Raw genomic sequence first — 16354 nt, 5'->3', positions numbered from 1 at the left:
AATGAATGTTTATACGCGACCGGCGGGTAACGAGCGGCATGTACGACGACGAGGAGCTCTCCGAGATCCGCGAGGCGAAGGCGTCGTGGGAGGCGGAGACGCTCGATCCGACCCTCGACCGCCACGGGGAGCGGAAAGAGCGGTTTGCGACCGTGTCGAACCGCGAGGTGGACCGCTTATACACCCCCGAGGACGTCGCCGACCTCGACTACGAGGAGGACTTGGGGTTCCCGGGCGAGGAACCCTACACCCGCGGCGTCTACCCGACGATGTACCGCGGCCGCACGTGGACGATGCGGCAGTTCGCAGGCTTCGGCACCGCCGAGGAGACCAACGAGCGGTTTCACTACCTGATCGACGAGGGCCAGACCGGGCTGTCGACGGCGTTCGACATGCCCTCGCTGATGGGGATCGACTCCGACGACGAGATGTCGCTCGGCGAGGTCGGCAAGGAGGGCGTCGCGGTCGACACGTTACGCGACATGGAGGTGCTGTTCGACGGCATCGACCTCGCGACGGTGTCGACCTCCTTTACGATCAACCCGAGCGCGCCGGTGATCTACGCGATGTACGTCGCGCTCGCGGACCGGCGCGGAATCCCGCGCGAGGAGCTTCGGGGCACCCTCCAGAACGACATGCTCAAGGAGTTCATCGCGCAGAAGGAGTGGGTGATCCCGCCGGCGCCCTCCCTTGATCTGGTGACGGACACGATCGAGTTCGCGGTCGCGGAGACGCCAAAGTTCAAGCCCATCTCCGTGTCGGGCTACCACATCCGGGAGGCCGGATCGACGGCGGTCCAGGAGCTGGCGTTCACGCTCGCCGACGGGTTCGCCTACGTCGAGGCGTGTCTCGACCGCGGGCTGGACGTCGACGAGTTCGCCCCGCAACTCTCCTTCTTCTTCAACTCGCACAACTCGCTGTTCGAGGAAGTCGCGAAGTTCCGCGCCGCGCGCCGGATCTACGCCCGGATCATGGAGGAGTGGTACGACGCGGAGACCGAGGCGTCGAAGCGGCTGAAGTTCCACACCCAGACCGCCGGGCAGTCGCTGACGGCCCAGCAGCCGCTCAACAACGTCGCGCGCGTCACGATCCAGGCGCTCGCGGGCGTGCTGGGCGGCACCCAGAGCCTCCACACCAACTCCTTCGACGAGGCGCTCGCGCTCCCTTCCGAGCAGGCGGTGCGGGTCGCGCTCCGGACCCAGCAGATCATCGCCGAGGAGTCGGGTGCGGCCGACATCGTCGACCCGCTCGGCGGCTCCTTCGCGGTCGAGAGTCTCACGGACGAGACCGAGGCCGACGCGATGGCGTACATCGAGGAGATCAGGGAGATGGGCGACGGCTCCGTGCGCGACGGGGTCCTCCGCGGCATCGAGCAGGGGTACTTCCACCGCGAGATCCAGGAGTCGGCCTACGAGTACCAGGAGCGCGTCGACGAGAGCGAGGAGACGGTCGTCGGCGTCAACGCCTACGAGATCGACGAGGACACGCGACCGGACCTGCTGAAGGTCGACGAGACCACCCGCGAGCGACAGCTCGACCGACTGGAGTCGGTGAAAGACGAGCGCGACGACGAGGCGGTCTCGGCCGCGCTCGACGACCTCCGCGACGCCGTCGAGGCCGGGGAGAACGCCATGCCGGAGATCGTCGCGGCGGTGAAGGCGTACGCGACCATGGGCGAGATCATGGAAGTATTCGAGGCGGAGTACGGCGCCTACCGCGAGCGGATCGGCGTCGCCTGACCGAACGAAAACGAGGACGGGCCGACTGCGCGTTCCGTCGGGTCGACCGCGCGTTCCGCCGACTACGCCGTCTCGATCGGACGAGCGGACTCCGCGCACCACGCGTTTCCCCGCCGGCCCGCCCGCCGGAGGTCGAGTTCGACCACCGACCCGGCGTCGAGCGACGACAGCTCGTCTTCCACGTCGGAGTCGTCGTACTCGACGACGTACAGCGTCCCGTTGCGCGGGTACTCGCGGAGCGTGATCGCCCTGTGGTCGTTACACGCGTCGACGATCGTGTACTTGCCAGTGCGGTCCATCCCGTGCGGCGCTACGATATGATCTATGTTAACAGTTGTGTGCCGGGGTAGTTCCGCCGCACGCGACGGCCGCGAACGGTCCACTTTAATCGGCGCGTCGCCTCGCTCGGGTATGACGGAGACGGAGATCCCCGATGACCACCCGCGGTACGCGTCGCTCGTGACGCGCCACCGGATCGAGGCGGGCGTCGAGCAGGGGATCACCTCGAAGCAGGGACTGATCGCCCAGGGGCGCGGCGAGGCGTTCGACTATCTCCTCGGCGAGCGCACGCTCCCGAGCGCCGACGCGGCGGCGCGCGCCGCGGCCGCGACCCTGTTGCTCGCCGACCGCCCGGTCTTGTCCGTAAACGGCAACGTCGCGGCGCTCGCGCCGAGCGAGACGGTCGAACTCGCCGAGGCGGTCGACGCGGACATCGAGGTGAACCTGTTCAACCACACCGACGAGCGCGTCCGCCGGATCGCGGATCACCTGCGCGAGCACGGCGCCGACGAGGTGAAGGGACTCGCCGGCGACGGCGAGATCCCCGGGCTGGACCACGCGCGCGGCGTCGTCGACGCGGACGGGATCGAGGCGGCCGACGTCGTCGTGGTCCCGCTGGAGGACGGCGACCGCGCCGCCGCGCTCGCCGCGATGGGGAAAACGGAGATCGTGATCGACCTCAACCCCGGGAGCCGCTCGCCGCGGACCGCGGACGTGCCGATCATCGACAACCTGCTGCGCGCGGTGCCGAACATGGCGGCGCACGCGCGGGACCTCGCGGACGCGACGCCGGCCGAACTGGAGCGGGTCGTCGACGAGTTCGACGCCGACGCCGCGCTCGACGACGCCGAGGCGGCGATCCGCGAGGGGTCGTTCGCGGACGGGGACGACGAGTAGGGACGACGGGGAATCGTCTCGCCGGAAGGCAAAAGCGTACGCCGCCCGTAGCGGGCGGTATGGAACTCGACGAGACGGACCGGGCGATCCTGCGAATCCTCCAGGAGGACGCGCGGACTCCGTTCTCGGAGGTCGCTCGCCGGATCGACATGTCCAGCGCGACCGTCCACGACCGGGTCAGCCGCCTCGAAGAGGCGGGCGTCATCCGCGGGTACCACGCCGACATCGACCCGAAGGCGGTCGGGTACGGCGTCGGCGCGTTCGTCGGCCTGCGCGTCGAGCAGGGCCGCGAGGAGGACGCGCTCGAACGGCTCCGCGGCATCGACGGCGTCCGCGAGATACACCTCACAACCGGCGAGTGGGACGTAATCCTCCGCGTCGTCGCGGCCGACACCGACCGGCTCAGGGAGCTGATGTTCGAGCGGATCGCGGAGACCGAGGGGTTCTCGCGCTCGCAGACGATGGTGATACTCGGCACCGACTACGAGCAGTCCGGACCGCCGCTGTAGCGGGAAGCCCGACGCCGCCGCGCCCGCACGGGACCGGAACGCTCAACTCGGGACCTCCCCGAACGGTGACCATGAGCACAGGCCTCGCGGACGGGTTCGACCCGTCGCCGGAGCGCGCGTGGGCGGCGGTCGTCGGCGGTGTCGCCGCGGTGCTGGCGGTCGGATCGGTCGTCTTCCCGCGCGTCGTCTACGACCGATTCCTCTGGCGCTACTTCTGGGGACCGGTCGTCGCGGACGGCGAGGGCGCGCAGTGCGCGGTCCGCGAGGCCGGCGGCACCACGGAGCTGCTCGGTAGCGACGCGGCGTGTGGGTCGGCCGTGAGCGCGGGCGAGGTCGTCGCGACCCCGGGATACACCACCTTCTCGACGGTGAGCTACGTGGTGATCCTGCTGGCGATGCTGATCGGCGTCGTCTTCCTGCTCCGCCGGCTCGACATCGCGACGGAGCTCCGCTTCTTCTACGCGCTGTTCCCGTTCATGCTGTTCGGCGGGGCGATGCGGACGGTCGAGGACGCGGGCGTCGCCGCGACCGACGCCGGCGTCGAGCCGCTGATCGCCTTCCCGGCGAGCGCGCTGCTCATCAGCCCGTTCATCTACTTCACGGTGTTCCTGTTCACGCTCGCGTGCGTCGTCGCGGCGTACGGACTCGAGCGGCGCGGCGTCGTCGACGACTACGCGCGCCCGCTGTTCGCGTCGGGCGCCGCGGGGCTCGCGCTCGCGGTCGGCTACCTCTCCTATCTCGCCGCGACGACCGGCTACGTCACCTTCTACCCGCAGGTGCTCGTCCCGACGTTGGTCATCGCGACGGTCGCGACCGCGGGCACGTGGGCGCTGGCGACCCGGCGGATTCCGACGATCCGGCAGGGGACCGGCGCGGCCGGGATCGTGATCATCTGGGGCCACGCGATCGACGGGGTCGCGAACGTGATCGGACTCAACTGGATGCCGGCGCTGACCGGCACCGCGAACCTCGTGCCGAAACACGTCGTCAACGAGCTGATCGTCGACTGGACCGGGCGGCTGCTCCCCGAGTCGATCGTCTCCGTCATCGGCGACGCGTGGCCGTTCCTCCTCGTGAAGCTCGCGGCCGCGACGTTCGTCGTCTGGGTGTTCAACGGCGAGATGTACGAGGAGTCGCCGCGGTACACGCTGCTGCTCCTCATCACCGTCCTCGCCGTCGGACTCGGTCCAGGCACCCGAGACATGCTCCGCGCGACGTTCGGGGTCTGAGCGAGTCGATTCGACCCGACGATCCCGACTCAAACGACGATTTAGGAGCCGGACGGCGCGCCGCGTCGCGCCCCCGTGGCGCGACGCGAACGCGAGGGAGGCGAGCGGGCCGCGCGGCGCCGCCCGCCGAGGCTGGGGAGGCGTGAGGTGCGGTCCCGCGAGCGACTGAAGGGAGCGAGCGGGAGCACGGAAGTCGCAGCCCGCGCAGCGAACGCAGTGCGCGAGACCGTCTTCCGGTGGTTGCGGTGCGGCCTTCGACCGGCGCGGGTTCGCTACGGAACCGACAAGTGGCCCGAGCGCCGAGCGCGACCGTGACTGACACACCGCGACGACGCGTGCTGGCGGCCGCGGCCACGGGATCGACGCTCGGACTCGCCGGCTGCGGCGACCTCGCCGGATCGGACGGCGACGCCGCCGGACAGACCGACGACGGAACGGACGAGAGCGGCGACGGGACCGGGAGCGGCTCCGACGGCGACGACGCCCGCGCGACGGTCGCGCTCGACGTTCAGGCGGAGATTCAGGCGGCCCAAGCGGAGATCAGTACCCGCGTTCAGGAGGGGAACCTCTCGCAGGAGGACGCGCAGGCGGAGCTGCTCGACGCGCAGACCGAGATCGTCTCGGCCGCGATCGAGGACCTGGAGTCGTACGCGGCCGACGCGGACGGACTCGCCGTGGAGAACGCCAACGAACAGGCGGGCGCGGCCCTGGTCAGCGGGTCGGCCGCGGCGGTGCTGGACGCGCTGGAGGCCGATCCGGTGAACGCGCTCTTATCCGCCGCCGACTTCCCCGCGCCGCAGGAGGGCGGACAGTCGAACGGCTCCTGACCGGCTCCGCAACGACACCTTATAAGCCGCCGCGGGTGGAACGGTCTCGGTAATGCTGGATGGGGTCAACGTCGCGCTCGGCGTCTCGGGGAGCATCGCGGCGGTGAAGGTCGTCGAACTCGCCCACGAACTGCGCCGCTACGGCGCGAGCGTCCGCGCCGTCATGTCCCCGGCGGCGACGAACATCGTCCACCCGTGGGCGGTCGACTTCGCCACCGACGAACCGGTCGTCACCGAGATCACCGGAAGCGTCGAACACGTCGAGCTCTGCGGCCGCGAGGGATGGGCCGACGTGCTGCTGCTCGCGCCCGCGACCGCGAACACCGCCGGGAAGGCCGCGGCCGCGGTCGACGACACGCCCGTGACGACCTGCGCGACGACCGCGCTCGGCGCTGACGTGCCGGTCGTGATGGCGCCGGCGATGCACGAGCCGATGTACGACCACCCGGGCGTCCTCGACGCGCTCGACCGCCTGGAGTCGTGGGGCGTCCGCTTCGCCGACCCGAGGATCGAGGAGGGGAAAGCGAAGATCGCGGCCGAGGGGGACATCGTCACGGAGGTCGCCCGCGCGACGACGCCCCAGACCCTCTCCGGGGCGCACGTCGTCGTCACCGCGGGGGCGACGAAGGAGCGGATCGACCCGATCCGGATCCTGACCAACCGCGCGTCGGGGAAGACGGGCCGGGCGGTCGCCCGGGCGCTCTACGCCCGCGGCGCGCGGGTGACGCTCGTTCAGGACGGTCCCGACGTCCCGTACGCCGACGTGGCCGCGGTCGAGACGGCCGACGAGATGATGTCGGCCTGCCGGCGGACCGCGGCGACCGCGGACGCGCTGATCTCCGCGGCCGCCATCTCGGATTTCACCGCCGACGCCGTCGACGAGAAGATCCGGTCCGGCTCGCCGCTGTCGGTCGAGCTGGAGCCGACGCCGAAGCTCATCGACTCGGTGCGCGAGGCGTACCCCGACCTCCCGATCGTCGGGTTCAAGGCCGAGACCTCCGGCGACGACGCCGCGATGGTCGCGGAGGCCGAGCGCATCCGCGACCGCGTCGGGCTGGCGTTCGTCGTCGCGAACGACGCGAGCGTGATGGGCGACGACGAGACGCGCGTCCTGCTGGTCGGCGAGGCGGGGACCGACCCCGAGGAGGTCTCCGGCTCGAAGGACGCGGTCGCCGGCCGGATCGCGGACCGGCTCGCGGCGACGCTCGACGCGTCGGCGTGAGACGCGCGGGAAACGGAAGATCGCATCACTCGACCCCGGCAGGCTCCCCGCGGATACAAACTGTTTTGAGGCGGTGGAGCGACCACATGGGTAGAGATACTCATGTGTAACGAGACGGTCACGCACGGCTCCGTGGGAGGTGTGGTGGGTGGCTGACGCCGACCCGCCGCCCGGCGACGGAGCCTCCGCCGACGGCCCGGTCGACTCCGCCGAGACGTCTGGTCCCTCTGCCGAAGCGTCGGACGCCGACGCGACGAGCGGGCCAACGACCAGCGGGCCAACGACCAGCGGGCCAACGACCAGCGGGCCAACGGCGACGGCCGGCGCGATCATCGTCCCCGTCGAGCCGACCTCCACGCTCCGCTCGACGATCGCGCACGTCGCCGAGGCGGCCGCGAACGACGGCGCTCCGGCGCTCCACCTCGTCGAGATCGCATCGTGGCGGGACGGGGACCCGGAGAGCGACGAGCGGGCCGCCGCGGCCGAGCGCGTGCTCGAACGCGTCGCGGCGTGGGCGACCGCCGACCTCGACGACTCGGAGGCGCCCGCGGCCGCGGACGTCGAGGTCGTCACCGCGGTGATCGGCGCCGACGACTACCTGTTCGGCGCCGACGACTACGTCCGCGTGCTCGCGGAGTACGCCGAGGAAAACGCCGCCGACCGCGTCGTGCTCGACCCCGAGTACACCCCGGTCGGCAACACGACGCTGCTCCAGCCGCTGGAGTTCGCGCTCTCGAACACCTCGCTGTCGGTCGAGACCGCGCCGGTCGATCGACCGACGCGCCGCGAGCGGTTCCGAACCGAGGCGACCACCGGACGGTTCGTGGCGCTTTTCGGACTCTCGCTGGCGTTTTACCTCCTGTTGGGCGACCCGACCTACTGGTTCGACGCGGTGACGGGGGTCGCGACCGCCGCGGTCGTGTCGATCACCCTCTCGCGGGTGAGCCTCGACTCGACGCCGGCGATCCCGCGCACCCCGATGCGGATCGCCCGGGGGCTGGTGTACGTCCCCGTGCTGCTCTACGAGATCCTGAAGGCGAACCTCGTGGTCGCCCGCGTCATCCTCGACCCGCGGCTCCCGATAGAGCCGACGCTGAACCGGATGCGCGTGATCGTCGGCAGCGGGCTCCCGCTGATGACGCTCGCGAACTCGATCACGCTGACGCCCGGCACGCTGACGGTCCGCGCCCGGGACAGCGACCTCTACGTCCACTCGCTCGTCCCGTGGGCCCGCGAGGGGCTGTTCGACGGCTCCTTAGAGCGGTGGACGCGCTTCGTCTACTACGGCCGCCGGTCGGCGCGCCTGCCGACCCCCCGCGAGCGCGACGACGTGGCGATCCTCCAGGGCGACGACGCCACCGAGGAGCTGCCGATCGCCGCCGCCGACGGCGGAGCGGTCGGCGCGGGTGACGAGAGTGACGGGGGCGACGAAACCGACGCCGCCGAATCGATCGACGACGAGGTGACCGACCGATGAGCCTCGTGGACGCGTCGCTCGCGGCCGGCTACACCCTCGGCGACTTCCTGCTCGTCGCGGCCGCCGGCTTCGCCGTCCTCGCGGTCGGCATGCTCTACCGCGCGGTCGTCGGGCCGACGATGCAAGACCGGGTGCTGGCGGTGAACGTGCTCGGGACGAACACCGTCGTCATCCTCGCGATCTTGGGCGCGGCGCTCGGGGAGCCGACGTTCCTCGACATCGCCCTGGTGTACGCCCTGTTGAACTTCCTGATGGCCATCGCTATCTCGAAGTTCACCGTCGAGCGGGGTGGTGTGCTGTGACCGCCGCGGCGCTGGAGGCGGCCCGCGTCTGGCTGGTGGTCGCGCTCACGCTGCTCGGGCTGTTCTTCTCGTTCGTCTCGATGGTGGGCGTGCTCCGGCTGCCCGACCTGTACTCGCGGGCGCACACCGCCTCCCAGGCCGACACGCTGGGCGCCGGCTTCGGGCTGGCGGCGGTCGCGCTCACCGTCGGGCTGGCGGGCGCCGGCTTCAAGTCGGTCCTCCTGCTGTTTTTCATCTTCGTGACGAACCCGACCGCGGCCCACGCGATCGCTCGGGCCGCCTTCGAGGAGGGAATCGTACCGTGGACCAACGGGGATGAGCGCCGATGACCGGCGCGCTCGCGCCCGTCGGTCCCCTCGGCGCGCCGGTCGTCGCGCAGGTGACCGCCATCGAGGCGAGCCTGTTCGTCTTCGTGGTGTTGACCGCGCTGTTCACGGCGCTGGCACGCGACGTGCTCGCCGCGGTGATCATCTTCGGCGCCTACAGCCTCGGGATGGCCGCGCTGTACACGTTCTACCGCGCGCCCGACGTCGCGATGACCGAGGCCGCCATCTCCGCCGGGGTGACCACCGTGCTGCTGCTGCTCACGCTCGCGAAGACGACTCGGGCCGACCACGAGGCGGCCTTCGAGTCGGTGAACCTGCCCGCCGCGGGCGCGGCGGGACTGCTGTTCGGCGGGCTGCTGCTCACGATGGGCGACATCCCGGCGGTCGGCTCCGAGGACGCCCCGATCTGGTCGAACCCGGACGTGAGCCAGTGGTACATCGCCCAGACGTACGCCGAGACGGGCGTCGAAAACGCGGTGATGGCCGTACTGGCCGCGTTCCGCGGGTTCGATACCTTCGGCGAGGCGGTCGTCGTGTTCGCGGCCGGGATCGCCGCCCTCATCGTCCTCCACAGGGAGGTGTTCGCATGAACGGCTCCGCTCCCGACTCCGGTGCCGACCCCGACGACGGCGCCGACCCCGACGACGGCGCCGACCCCGACGACGGCGCCGACCCCGACTCCAGCGGCGGGTTCGGTCGCGACCGGCCGGCGCGCAGCGACGGTCGCCTCGACTCGGACCGCCGACAGGGCACCCCGTACACGGAGAGCCAGGTGATCATGCCGACGGTGAAGATCGTCGCGCCGTTCGCGTTCACCTACGGGCTGTTCGTCACCTTCCACGGCGGCGGCTCGCCGGGCGGGGGGTTCCAGGGCGGCGCGATCGTGGCCGCGGTCGTGTTCATGATCGCGTTCGCGTTCGGCATCGAGGCCACCCGCGAGTGGCTCGCGAACACGGTCGTCGTCGCGCTCGCTGTCGGTGGCACCCTCGTGTTCGCCGGCATCGGGCTGGTCCCGGTCGCGCTCGGCGGCGCCTTCCTCCAGTACGAGCTGCTCCCGATCCCCGACCCCGTCAAGTACGGGATGGAGGGCGTCGAGATCCTCGGGATCGGCACCATCGTCGCCGGCGTGCTCATGGGACTGTTCTTCGTCCTCGCGAACGGGTTCAGCGACGCGGGCGGGTTCGCCGACGCGGACGCGTTCGACGACGAGGTGGGAGACGGTCCCGAGACGGACGAAGCCCGGGACGACGGTTCGATCGACGGCACCGATCCGGACGACGGAACCGCCCCGACCGACGGCGACGCTCCGGGTCCGGCGGCGACCGACGGGGGCCGCGCAGCTGACGACGCGGCGACCGACGGGGGCCGCGCAGGCGACGACGCGGCGACCGACGGGGGCCGCGCAGCTGACGACGCGGCGACCGACGGGGGCGAACGATGACCGCCGCGCTCGTCGGCGCGTTCACCGCCGCGGTCGACGCCTCGACTCTCGGCGCTTCGGTGCTCTCCTCGGCCGGCGGCGCCGCCGAGATACTCGCGACGAGACACGCGTACGTCGCGTTCGCGCTGCTGCTCTGTATCGGACTCTACATGATGATAGCGAACCCCAACCTCGTGAAGAAGATCATCGGACTCAACCTGTTCCAGACGGCGATCTTCCTGCTTTTCATCGCCTCTGCGTACGTCGACGGCGGAGCGATTCCGATCGTCCCGTCCGGCGGTCCGGAGGGCGGTCTCTACGTCAGTCCGCTCCCGCACGTCCTCGTGCTCACCGCCATCGTCGTCGGCGTGAGCCTCACCGCGGTCGCGCTCGCCCTGTGCATCCGGATCTACGACGAGTACGGCACGCTCCGGACCGACACCCTCCGCGAACTGCTCCGCGACGAGGGGTCGATCCCGGCGCGGGAACCGGTGGAGACGTCGGGCGACGACGGGGCGCCCGCCGCCGGTGGGGCGCCCGGCGCGTCCGACGCGGGGGGTGAGACGGATGACTGACGTCCTCCTGCCGCTCGCGGTCGTCGTCCCCATCGTCGCGGCGACGCTGCCGCTGGCGCTCGGGCTGCGGTACGACCGCGCCGGCTGGCCGGTCGCGGCGGTCGGGACGACGGCCGTGGCCGGAATAGCGGCCGCGATCGCCGCGGAGACGGTGATAAACGGACCGTTCAGCCACGCGCTGGGCGGCTTCCTCCCCCCGATCGGAATCGAGCTCGTCGCCGACCGGCTGTCGGTGGCGGTGCTGCTGCTCGTGGCCGCGGTCTCGGTCGCGACGCTCGCGTTCGCCCGAGTCGCCGGTCCGCGGGGGAACCCGTTCTACAGCGCGTACCTCCTGCTGGTCGGCGGACTGGTCGGGATGGTGCTCACCGGCGACCTGTTCAACCTGTTCGTGTTCCTCGAGATCACCGGGCTGACGACGTACGCGCTCATCGCCGCGGACCGCTCGGGAGCGAGCGCGTACGCCTCGCTGAAGTACCTCGTCGTCGGGACCGTCGGCGCCTCGCTGTACCTGCTCGGCGTCGGCTACGTCTTCCTCGCGACGGGGACGCTGAACATGCTCGACGTCCAGGCGCAGATCGTCGCGCAGGCCGGCTACGGCGACCCGCTCGTCCGCGCGAGCTACGCGTTCATCGTGACCGGACTCGCCCTGAAGATCGCCTTGTTCCCGGTCCACTCGTGGCAGCCGGACGCCTACCAGCGCGCGCCGGACTCGGTCACGACGATCGTCGCAGCGCTGGTGTCGACGGCGAGCGCGTACGCGCTGATCCGCGTGACCTACACGGTGTTCACGGTCGACTTCCTCGCGGCCAACGAGGGGATCGCGACCGCGCTGCTCGTCGTCTCGACCGTCTCCATCGTCGCCGGCTCCGCGCTCGCGGCGATGCAGTCGAACCTCAAGCGGATGTTCGCGTACTCCTCGGTCGCGCAGTTCGGTATGATCGGCGCGGCGGTCGCGCTCGCGAACGAGACGGCGCTGCTCGGTGGGATCGTCCACCTGATCGGCCACGGGATCATGAAATTCGGGCTGTTCCTCGGAATCGGGCTGCTGGCGCTCGGCTACGGCAGCCGCCGGATCGAGGACCTCGCCAGCGTCGCCCGCGCGGCCCCGTACACGTCGGGCGCGCTCGCGGCCCTCGGGCTCGCCTTGGTCGGGATCCCGCCCTCGATCGGCTTCCTCGGCAAGTGGTACATCGGGGTCGGCGCGGTCGACGCCGGCCTCGCGGGCGGCGGCCCGATCGGCATCGCGGTCGCGGCGGCGATATTCGTCAGCACGCTGTTCACGCTGTCGTACGTCGCGCGGCTGGTAGAGCGGTTCTACTTCGCCGGGGCGGGGCTTCCCGGCGACCACGGCGACGCGGCCGCGGGAGGCGGTGACGGCGCCGCCGACGCGGCGGCGACCGACGGCGGCGACTCCGCCGCGACCGACGACCGGGAACCGTCGCCCGCAAAGACCGCGGACGGTCTTCCGGCGCCCGTCGAGGGCGCGCCGCGGTCGTCGCTCGTCCCCGACCGGGTGCCGACGGCGCCGCTGCTCGCGCTCGGACTGGCGGCGCTGGCGACGGTCGCGCTCGGCTTCGGCGGCTTCGCGCTCGCGGAGTGGTTCGACCCGTTCCTCACGGAGGTGTTCGCATGATAGAAGCTACACCCGACATACGTCCCCTACTGGCGGTTCTCGTCTCGTTCGTCGCGGCGTTCTTCATCGTCGCGTCGCACCGCTCGCCGAACGTCCGCGAGGGGTGGACGCTCGTCGCGTCGCTCGCGAAGTTCGGCATCGTCGCGTCGATGCTGCCGGCGGTCCTCGACGGCGCCGTCTTCGAGTGGTCGCTCGGGGCGTTCCTCCCCGGGATCGGCGCGCCGATCGAGTTCGTCCTGCGCGCCGACGCGCTCGGCATGCTGTTCGCGTTCCTCGCGAGCGGGCTGTGGATCGTCACCTCCTTCTACAGCATCGGGTACATGCGCGGGCTGGACGAGGCGAACCAGACCCGGTACTTCGCGGCGTTCGCGGTGTCGCTCGCCGCGACGATGGGGATCGCGTTCGCCGGCAACCTCGTGACGATCTTCGTCTTCTACGAGCTGTTATCGATCGCGACGTACCCGCTCGTCGCGCACGACGAGACGGCCGAGGCGCGCTCGGCCGGCCGCAAGTACCTCGCGTACACGATGTTCGGCGGCGGCGTGCTCGTCCTCGCCGGCACCGCGCTCGTCTACCTGCTCGCCGGTTCCGTCGACTTCACCGCCGGGGGAATCGCTGAGCTGGCGAACGCCGACCCCGGCCTGGCGATGCTCGCCTTCTTCCTGCTCGCGATCGGGTTCGGCGTGAAGGCGGGGATCATGCCGCTCCACCAGTGGCTCCCCGAGGCGATGGTGGCGCCGACGCCGGTCTCCGGGCTGCTCCACGCGGTCGCGGTCGTCAAGTCCGGCGCGTTCGGCGTCTCGCGGGTCGTCCTCGACGTGTTCGGACCCGAACTCGTCTTCGACCTCTCGCTCCCCTTCGGCTTCACCGCCGGCCTCGTCCTCTCGACCATCGGGGCGATCACGCTCACCGCGGCCTCGCTCATCGCCCTCCGGAAGGACCACCTGAAGCGCCGGCTCGCCTACTCGACGATCAGCCAGCTGAGCTACATCATCCTCGGACTGGGGCTGTTCGGCTGGTACGGGCTGGTGGGCGCACTCTTACACATCCCGGCGCACGCGTTCATGAAGCTCACCCTGTTCTTCTGTGCGGGCAACATCCACGTGTCGACTCACACCGACTACATCTCCCAGATGGCGGGGATCGGCAAGCGGATGCCGCTGACGATGGGGGCGTTCGCGGTCGCCTCGCTGGGGATGGCGGGGATGCCGCTGCTCGCCGGCTTCGTGAGCAAGTACTACATGCTGATCGGCGGAGTTCAGATGGGGATGACCCTCACCCCGGTCGCCTACTACCTCGCCGGCGCGCTGCTCCTGTCAGGCGTCCTCAACGTCGCGTACTTCTGGCCGGTGATCTACACCGCCTTCTTCGAGGCGGAGGACGCCCACGACGCGAAGCCGCTCGTCGACTTCCCGCTCGGCGGCGAGTCGCGGTCGATCGTCGCGGCGACGGACGGCGGCCGCGCAAACGACGATGACACCGACGACAGCGACGACGATGGCGAGGAGGAATCCGCCGACACGGTCGACGACATCGTCGCGGACGCGGGCGACGGCGACGCGGGCGACTCCGCGCCCGACGCCGACGGCGTCGACGAGTCTGAGGTCCCGGACGCCGACCTCGACGACCTGCCGACCGACGAGGAGGGCGTCGTCCGGCCGGACTTCGCCGCGAGCGAGCGCGACTTCTCGGAACCGGCCGAACGCGTCGACACGGGCGATTACGCGGTCGACCAGCGCCCCTCGGACGCGGACGTGCCGTTCGGTCCCGGGCGCGCCGACGCGCCCGACGAGAGCGCGGCCGATGCCGCCGAGGGTCACGACGACGGCGAATCCGCCGCCGTCGACGCTCACGATGAAGAATTCGCAACCGACACTCACGACGAGCACGGCGACGACCACGACGACCATCACCACGGCGGGCCGCCGGCGGGCGGCTGGGAACACGTCGCCGGTGTCGACGCCCTCCGCGGGCGCGAGTCGACGTGGTTCACGCTCGGGCCGATCCTCACCGTGATGGCGCTCGCGGTCCTGCTCGGCGTGATTCCCCACCAGATGGGCTTCCTGGAGCTGATCGAGCTCATCGTCGACACGCGGCTCCCCGAGGAGGTGGTGCGCCCGTGACGGTGCCGACCGACCTCCTGACCTCGATTCCGCCGTACGTCCTGATCGCGTTCGCGGCGCTCGCGGTGCTGGCGCTGCCGCGGCGGTCGGGGCACGCTGTCGCCGCGCTGGCGACGGCGTTCACGTTCGCGCAGGCGGTGCTGCTCGGCGACGGCGGAACGGGCGCGCACCTCGCGACGCAGTTCCTCGGGTTCGACGTCGTCTTCTTCAACGTCGACCAGTTCTCGCTGCTGATGGGGGTCGTCGTCGGGTTCCTCGCGACGGCGGCGGTGCTGTACGCGTACGGCAGCGAGGCGCCGACGTGGGTGACCGCGTTCGCGCTGATCTACGTCGCGTCGACGGTGGCGACGATCTACGCCGGCGACTGGCTCACCCTGATCTTCTTCTGGGAGCTGATGGCCGTCACCTCGACGCTGCTCGTCTGGCAGCACGGCGGGGCGGCGGTGCGGGCTGGCTACCGCTACGCGCTGTTCCACGGCACCGGCGGGACCATCCTGCTCGCGGCGGTCGTCGTCCACGGCGTGTCGATGCTCGGGAGCGTGCCGGCCGGCGAGATATTCCTGTTCTCGTCGACGACCGGGATCCACGCCTCCGCGACGGTGCTCGCGGCGATCGGGATCGGGATCAACTGCGGGTTCATCTTCCTTCACAGCTGGCTGCCGGACACCTACCCGCGCCCGCACGTCGCGGCGTCGGTGTTCCTCTCGGTGTTCACGACGAAGACCGCCGCCTACGTGATGTACCGCGCGTTCCCCGAGGGCGGCATGTGGCTCGCGTACCTCGGCGGGTTCATGGCCGTCTACGGCGCGTTCTTCGCGCTGCTCCAGTACGACCCGCGGCGGCTGCTGTCGTACCACATCCAGGCGCAGGTCGGCTACATGCTCGCCGGCTTCGGGCTGGCGACGTACGTCGGCGAGTTCGCCGTCACCGGCGGGTTCGCGCACCTGTTCAACAACGTCCTCTACAAGAGCCTCCTCTTCATGGCCGTCGGCGTCGTGGTCTACCGCACCGGCGTCGAGGACATCAGGGACATGGGCGGGCTCTGGAAGGTGATGCCCGTCACCTTCCTCGTCTATCTCGTCGGCGCGGCCTCGATTACCGCGGTGCCGGGGTTCAACGGCTTCATTTCGAAGGGGATGGTGATCGACTCCGCCCACGAGCTCCACAACTTCGAGCTACTCCTCGGCGAGGGGCTGCTCTGGTGGCTGCTCATCCTCGGCGGCGTGGGGACGTTCATGTCGTTCATCAAGCTCGGCTACTACGTGTTCTTCCACGGTTCGGCGACGTTGTCCCCGGACGACGCCACGCCGTTCCAGACGGGCGGGATGCTGCTGGCGGCGGGGGCGTGCGTCTTCTTCGGCACGCCGCTGACCTACGGGTTCCTCGTCGACCTGATGCCGTTCACCGCCGAGGTCGCCCCCGAACTCCACCCGTACAGCACGAGCCACCTGACCGAGAGCGCGGCGCTGTTGGTCGCCGGCTTCGTCGGCTTCTTCGCGCTGAAGCGGCCGCTCGGTTGGCTCGCCCACCGGATGCCCGACGTCGACGCCGTCCTCTTCCCGAGCGCGTTCTACCTCGGGCGAGGCTCGGTGTGGGGCGTCACGGAACTGTGGGCCGCCGTCGACCGCGCGACGATAGCGCTTGCGGGCGCGGCGATGCGGACCGCGAGCGACCCGCGCGAGGCGCTCGCTCGCGCCGGGTTCGACGTCGAGATCCGCGCCGGTATCGGCCGGAGCGTCCTGTTCCTGACGCTCACCGCCGGAGTCGCGCTGTTCGCTTTCCTGTTGGTCTGACTG

The 16354-nt window shown here is 70.7% G+C and carries 16 protein-coding genes; 15 read left to right on the top strand and 1 reads right to left on the bottom strand.

Annotation, left to right across the window (positions count from 1 at the left end; translation table 11 throughout):
• Positions 1-38: 38 nt before the first annotated feature.
• A complete protein-coding gene (locus J2744_RS07515; protein ID WP_209546231.1) occupies positions 39-1739 on the top strand; it encodes an acyl-CoA mutase large subunit family protein in 1701 nt (566 codons plus the stop codon).
• 62 nt (positions 1740-1801) lie between these two features.
• Here J2744_RS07515 and J2744_RS07510 read toward each other — a convergent pair whose 3' ends face one another.
• Positions 1802-2038 (bottom strand): hypothetical protein, encoded by a 237-nt coding sequence (locus J2744_RS07510; protein WP_209546229.1) that lies wholly within the window; start codon positions 2036-2038, stop codon positions 1802-1804.
• A 112-nt stretch (positions 2039-2150) separates the two neighbouring features.
• Here J2744_RS07510 and J2744_RS07505 point away from each other — a divergent pair, with 112 nt between their 5' ends.
• The 14 genes from J2744_RS07505 (at position 2151) to J2744_RS07440 (ending at position 16351) form a co-directional block, all read left to right on the top strand.
• The gene (locus J2744_RS07505; protein WP_209546227.1) at positions 2151-2915 is read left to right on the top strand and encodes a 4-phosphopantoate--beta-alanine ligase; all 765 of its coding nucleotides are present in this window, start codon (positions 2151-2153) and stop codon (positions 2913-2915) included.
• Between the two features lie 59 nt (positions 2916-2974).
• Positions 2975-3424, top strand: a complete 450-nt coding sequence (locus J2744_RS07500) for an Lrp/AsnC family transcriptional regulator (protein WP_209546225.1) — start codon at positions 2975-2977, stop codon at positions 3422-3424.
• A gap of 71 nt (positions 3425-3495) precedes the next feature.
• A complete protein-coding gene (locus tag J2744_RS07495; RefSeq protein ID WP_209546222.1) occupies positions 3496-4653 on the top strand; it encodes a DUF63 family protein in 1158 nt (385 codons plus the stop codon).
• Positions 4654-4964: 311 nt separating this feature from the next.
• On the top strand, positions 4965-5480 hold the full coding sequence (locus tag J2744_RS07490; RefSeq protein WP_321169794.1) for a hypothetical protein: 516 nt from the start codon (positions 4965-4967) through the stop codon (positions 5478-5480).
• Positions 5481-5532: 52 nt separating this feature from the next.
• A complete protein-coding gene (coaBC, locus tag J2744_RS07485) occupies positions 5533-6702 on the top strand; it encodes a bifunctional phosphopantothenoylcysteine decarboxylase/phosphopantothenate--cysteine ligase CoaBC (RefSeq protein WP_209546220.1) in 1170 nt (389 codons plus the stop codon).
• Between the two features lie 148 nt (positions 6703-6850).
• On the top strand, positions 6851-8179 hold the full coding sequence (locus J2744_RS07480; protein WP_209546218.1) for a monovalent cation/H+ antiporter subunit E: 1329 nt from the start codon (positions 6851-6853) through the stop codon (positions 8177-8179).
• A complete protein-coding gene (locus J2744_RS07475) occupies positions 8176-8481 on the top strand; it encodes a cation:proton antiporter (RefSeq protein ID WP_004598222.1) in 306 nt (101 codons plus the stop codon). The genes J2744_RS07480 and J2744_RS07475 overlap by 4 nt, the downstream gene beginning before the upstream one ends.
• Positions 8478-8810, top strand: a complete 333-nt coding sequence (gene mnhG / locus J2744_RS07470) for a monovalent cation/H(+) antiporter subunit G (protein ID WP_209546216.1) — start codon at positions 8478-8480, stop codon at positions 8808-8810. The genes J2744_RS07475 and mnhG overlap by 4 nt, the downstream gene beginning before the upstream one ends.
• Entirely contained in the window at positions 8807-9397 is a 591-nt protein-coding gene (locus J2744_RS07465; RefSeq protein ID WP_209546214.1) for a DUF4040 domain-containing protein, read from the top strand. The genes mnhG and J2744_RS07465 overlap by 4 nt, the downstream gene beginning before the upstream one ends.
• A complete protein-coding gene (locus J2744_RS07460) occupies positions 9394-10248 on the top strand; it encodes an MnhB domain-containing protein (protein ID WP_245203255.1) in 855 nt (284 codons plus the stop codon). Before J2744_RS07465 ends, J2744_RS07460 begins: the two co-directional genes overlap by 4 nt.
• A complete protein-coding gene (locus J2744_RS07455; protein WP_209546212.1) occupies positions 10245-10802 on the top strand; it encodes a cation:proton antiporter subunit C in 558 nt (185 codons plus the stop codon). Before J2744_RS07460 ends, J2744_RS07455 begins: the two co-directional genes overlap by 4 nt.
• Positions 10795-12435: a proton-conducting transporter transmembrane domain-containing protein gene (locus J2744_RS07450; protein WP_209546210.1), complete on the top strand. Its 1641-nt coding sequence runs from the start codon at positions 10795-10797 to the stop codon at positions 12433-12435. Before J2744_RS07455 ends, J2744_RS07450 begins: the two co-directional genes overlap by 8 nt.
• Complete coding sequence (locus J2744_RS07445; RefSeq protein ID WP_209546208.1) at positions 12432-14558, top strand: cation:proton antiporter; 2127 nt, start codon at positions 12432-12434, stop codon at positions 14556-14558. Before J2744_RS07450 ends, J2744_RS07445 begins: the two co-directional genes overlap by 4 nt.
• Positions 14555-16351, top strand: a complete 1797-nt coding sequence (locus J2744_RS07440; RefSeq protein WP_209546206.1) for a Na(+)/H(+) antiporter subunit D — start codon at positions 14555-14557, stop codon at positions 16349-16351. The genes J2744_RS07445 and J2744_RS07440 overlap by 4 nt, the downstream gene beginning before the upstream one ends.
• Positions 16352-16354 lie beyond the last annotated feature (3 nt).

The organism is Halorubrum trapanicum (genome assembly GCF_017873555.1).
Taxonomy (GTDB): domain Archaea; phylum Halobacteriota; class Halobacteria; order Halobacteriales; family Haloferacaceae; genus Halorubrum; species Halorubrum trapanicum.
This window is presented reverse-complemented; position numbering and strand designations above follow the sequence as displayed.

Coding starts and splice junctions, on each gene's coding strand:
- J2744_RS07475 (WP_004598222.1), top strand. CDS start 8,176: ATGAGCCTCGTGGACGCGTCGCTCGCGGCCGGCTACACCCTCGGCGAC.
- J2744_RS07445 (WP_209546208.1), top strand. CDS start 12,432: ATGATAGAAGCTACACCCGACATACGTCCCCTACTGGCGGTTCTCGTC.
- J2744_RS07515 (WP_209546231.1), top strand. CDS start 39: ATGTACGACGACGAGGAGCTCTCCGAGATCCGCGAGGCGAAGGCGTCG.
- J2744_RS07465 (WP_209546214.1), top strand. CDS start 8,807: ATGACCGGCGCGCTCGCGCCCGTCGGTCCCCTCGGCGCGCCGGTCGTC.
- J2744_RS07450 (WP_209546210.1), top strand. CDS start 10,795: ATGACTGACGTCCTCCTGCCGCTCGCGGTCGTCGTCCCCATCGTCGCG.
- J2744_RS07510 (WP_209546229.1), bottom strand. CDS start 2,038: ATGGACCGCACTGGCAAGTACACGATCGTCGACGCGTGTAACGACCAC.
- coaBC (WP_209546220.1), top strand. CDS start 5,533: ATGCTGGATGGGGTCAACGTCGCGCTCGGCGTCTCGGGGAGCATCGCG.
- J2744_RS07460 (WP_245203255.1), top strand. CDS start 9,394: ATGAACGGCTCCGCTCCCGACTCCGGTGCCGACCCCGACGACGGCGCC.
- J2744_RS07495 (WP_209546222.1), top strand. CDS start 3,496: ATGAGCACAGGCCTCGCGGACGGGTTCGACCCGTCGCCGGAGCGCGCG.
- J2744_RS07455 (WP_209546212.1), top strand. CDS start 10,245: ATGACCGCCGCGCTCGTCGGCGCGTTCACCGCCGCGGTCGACGCCTCG.
- J2744_RS07505 (WP_209546227.1), top strand. CDS start 2,151: ATGACGGAGACGGAGATCCCCGATGACCACCCGCGGTACGCGTCGCTC.
- J2744_RS07500 (WP_209546225.1), top strand. CDS start 2,975: ATGGAACTCGACGAGACGGACCGGGCGATCCTGCGAATCCTCCAGGAG.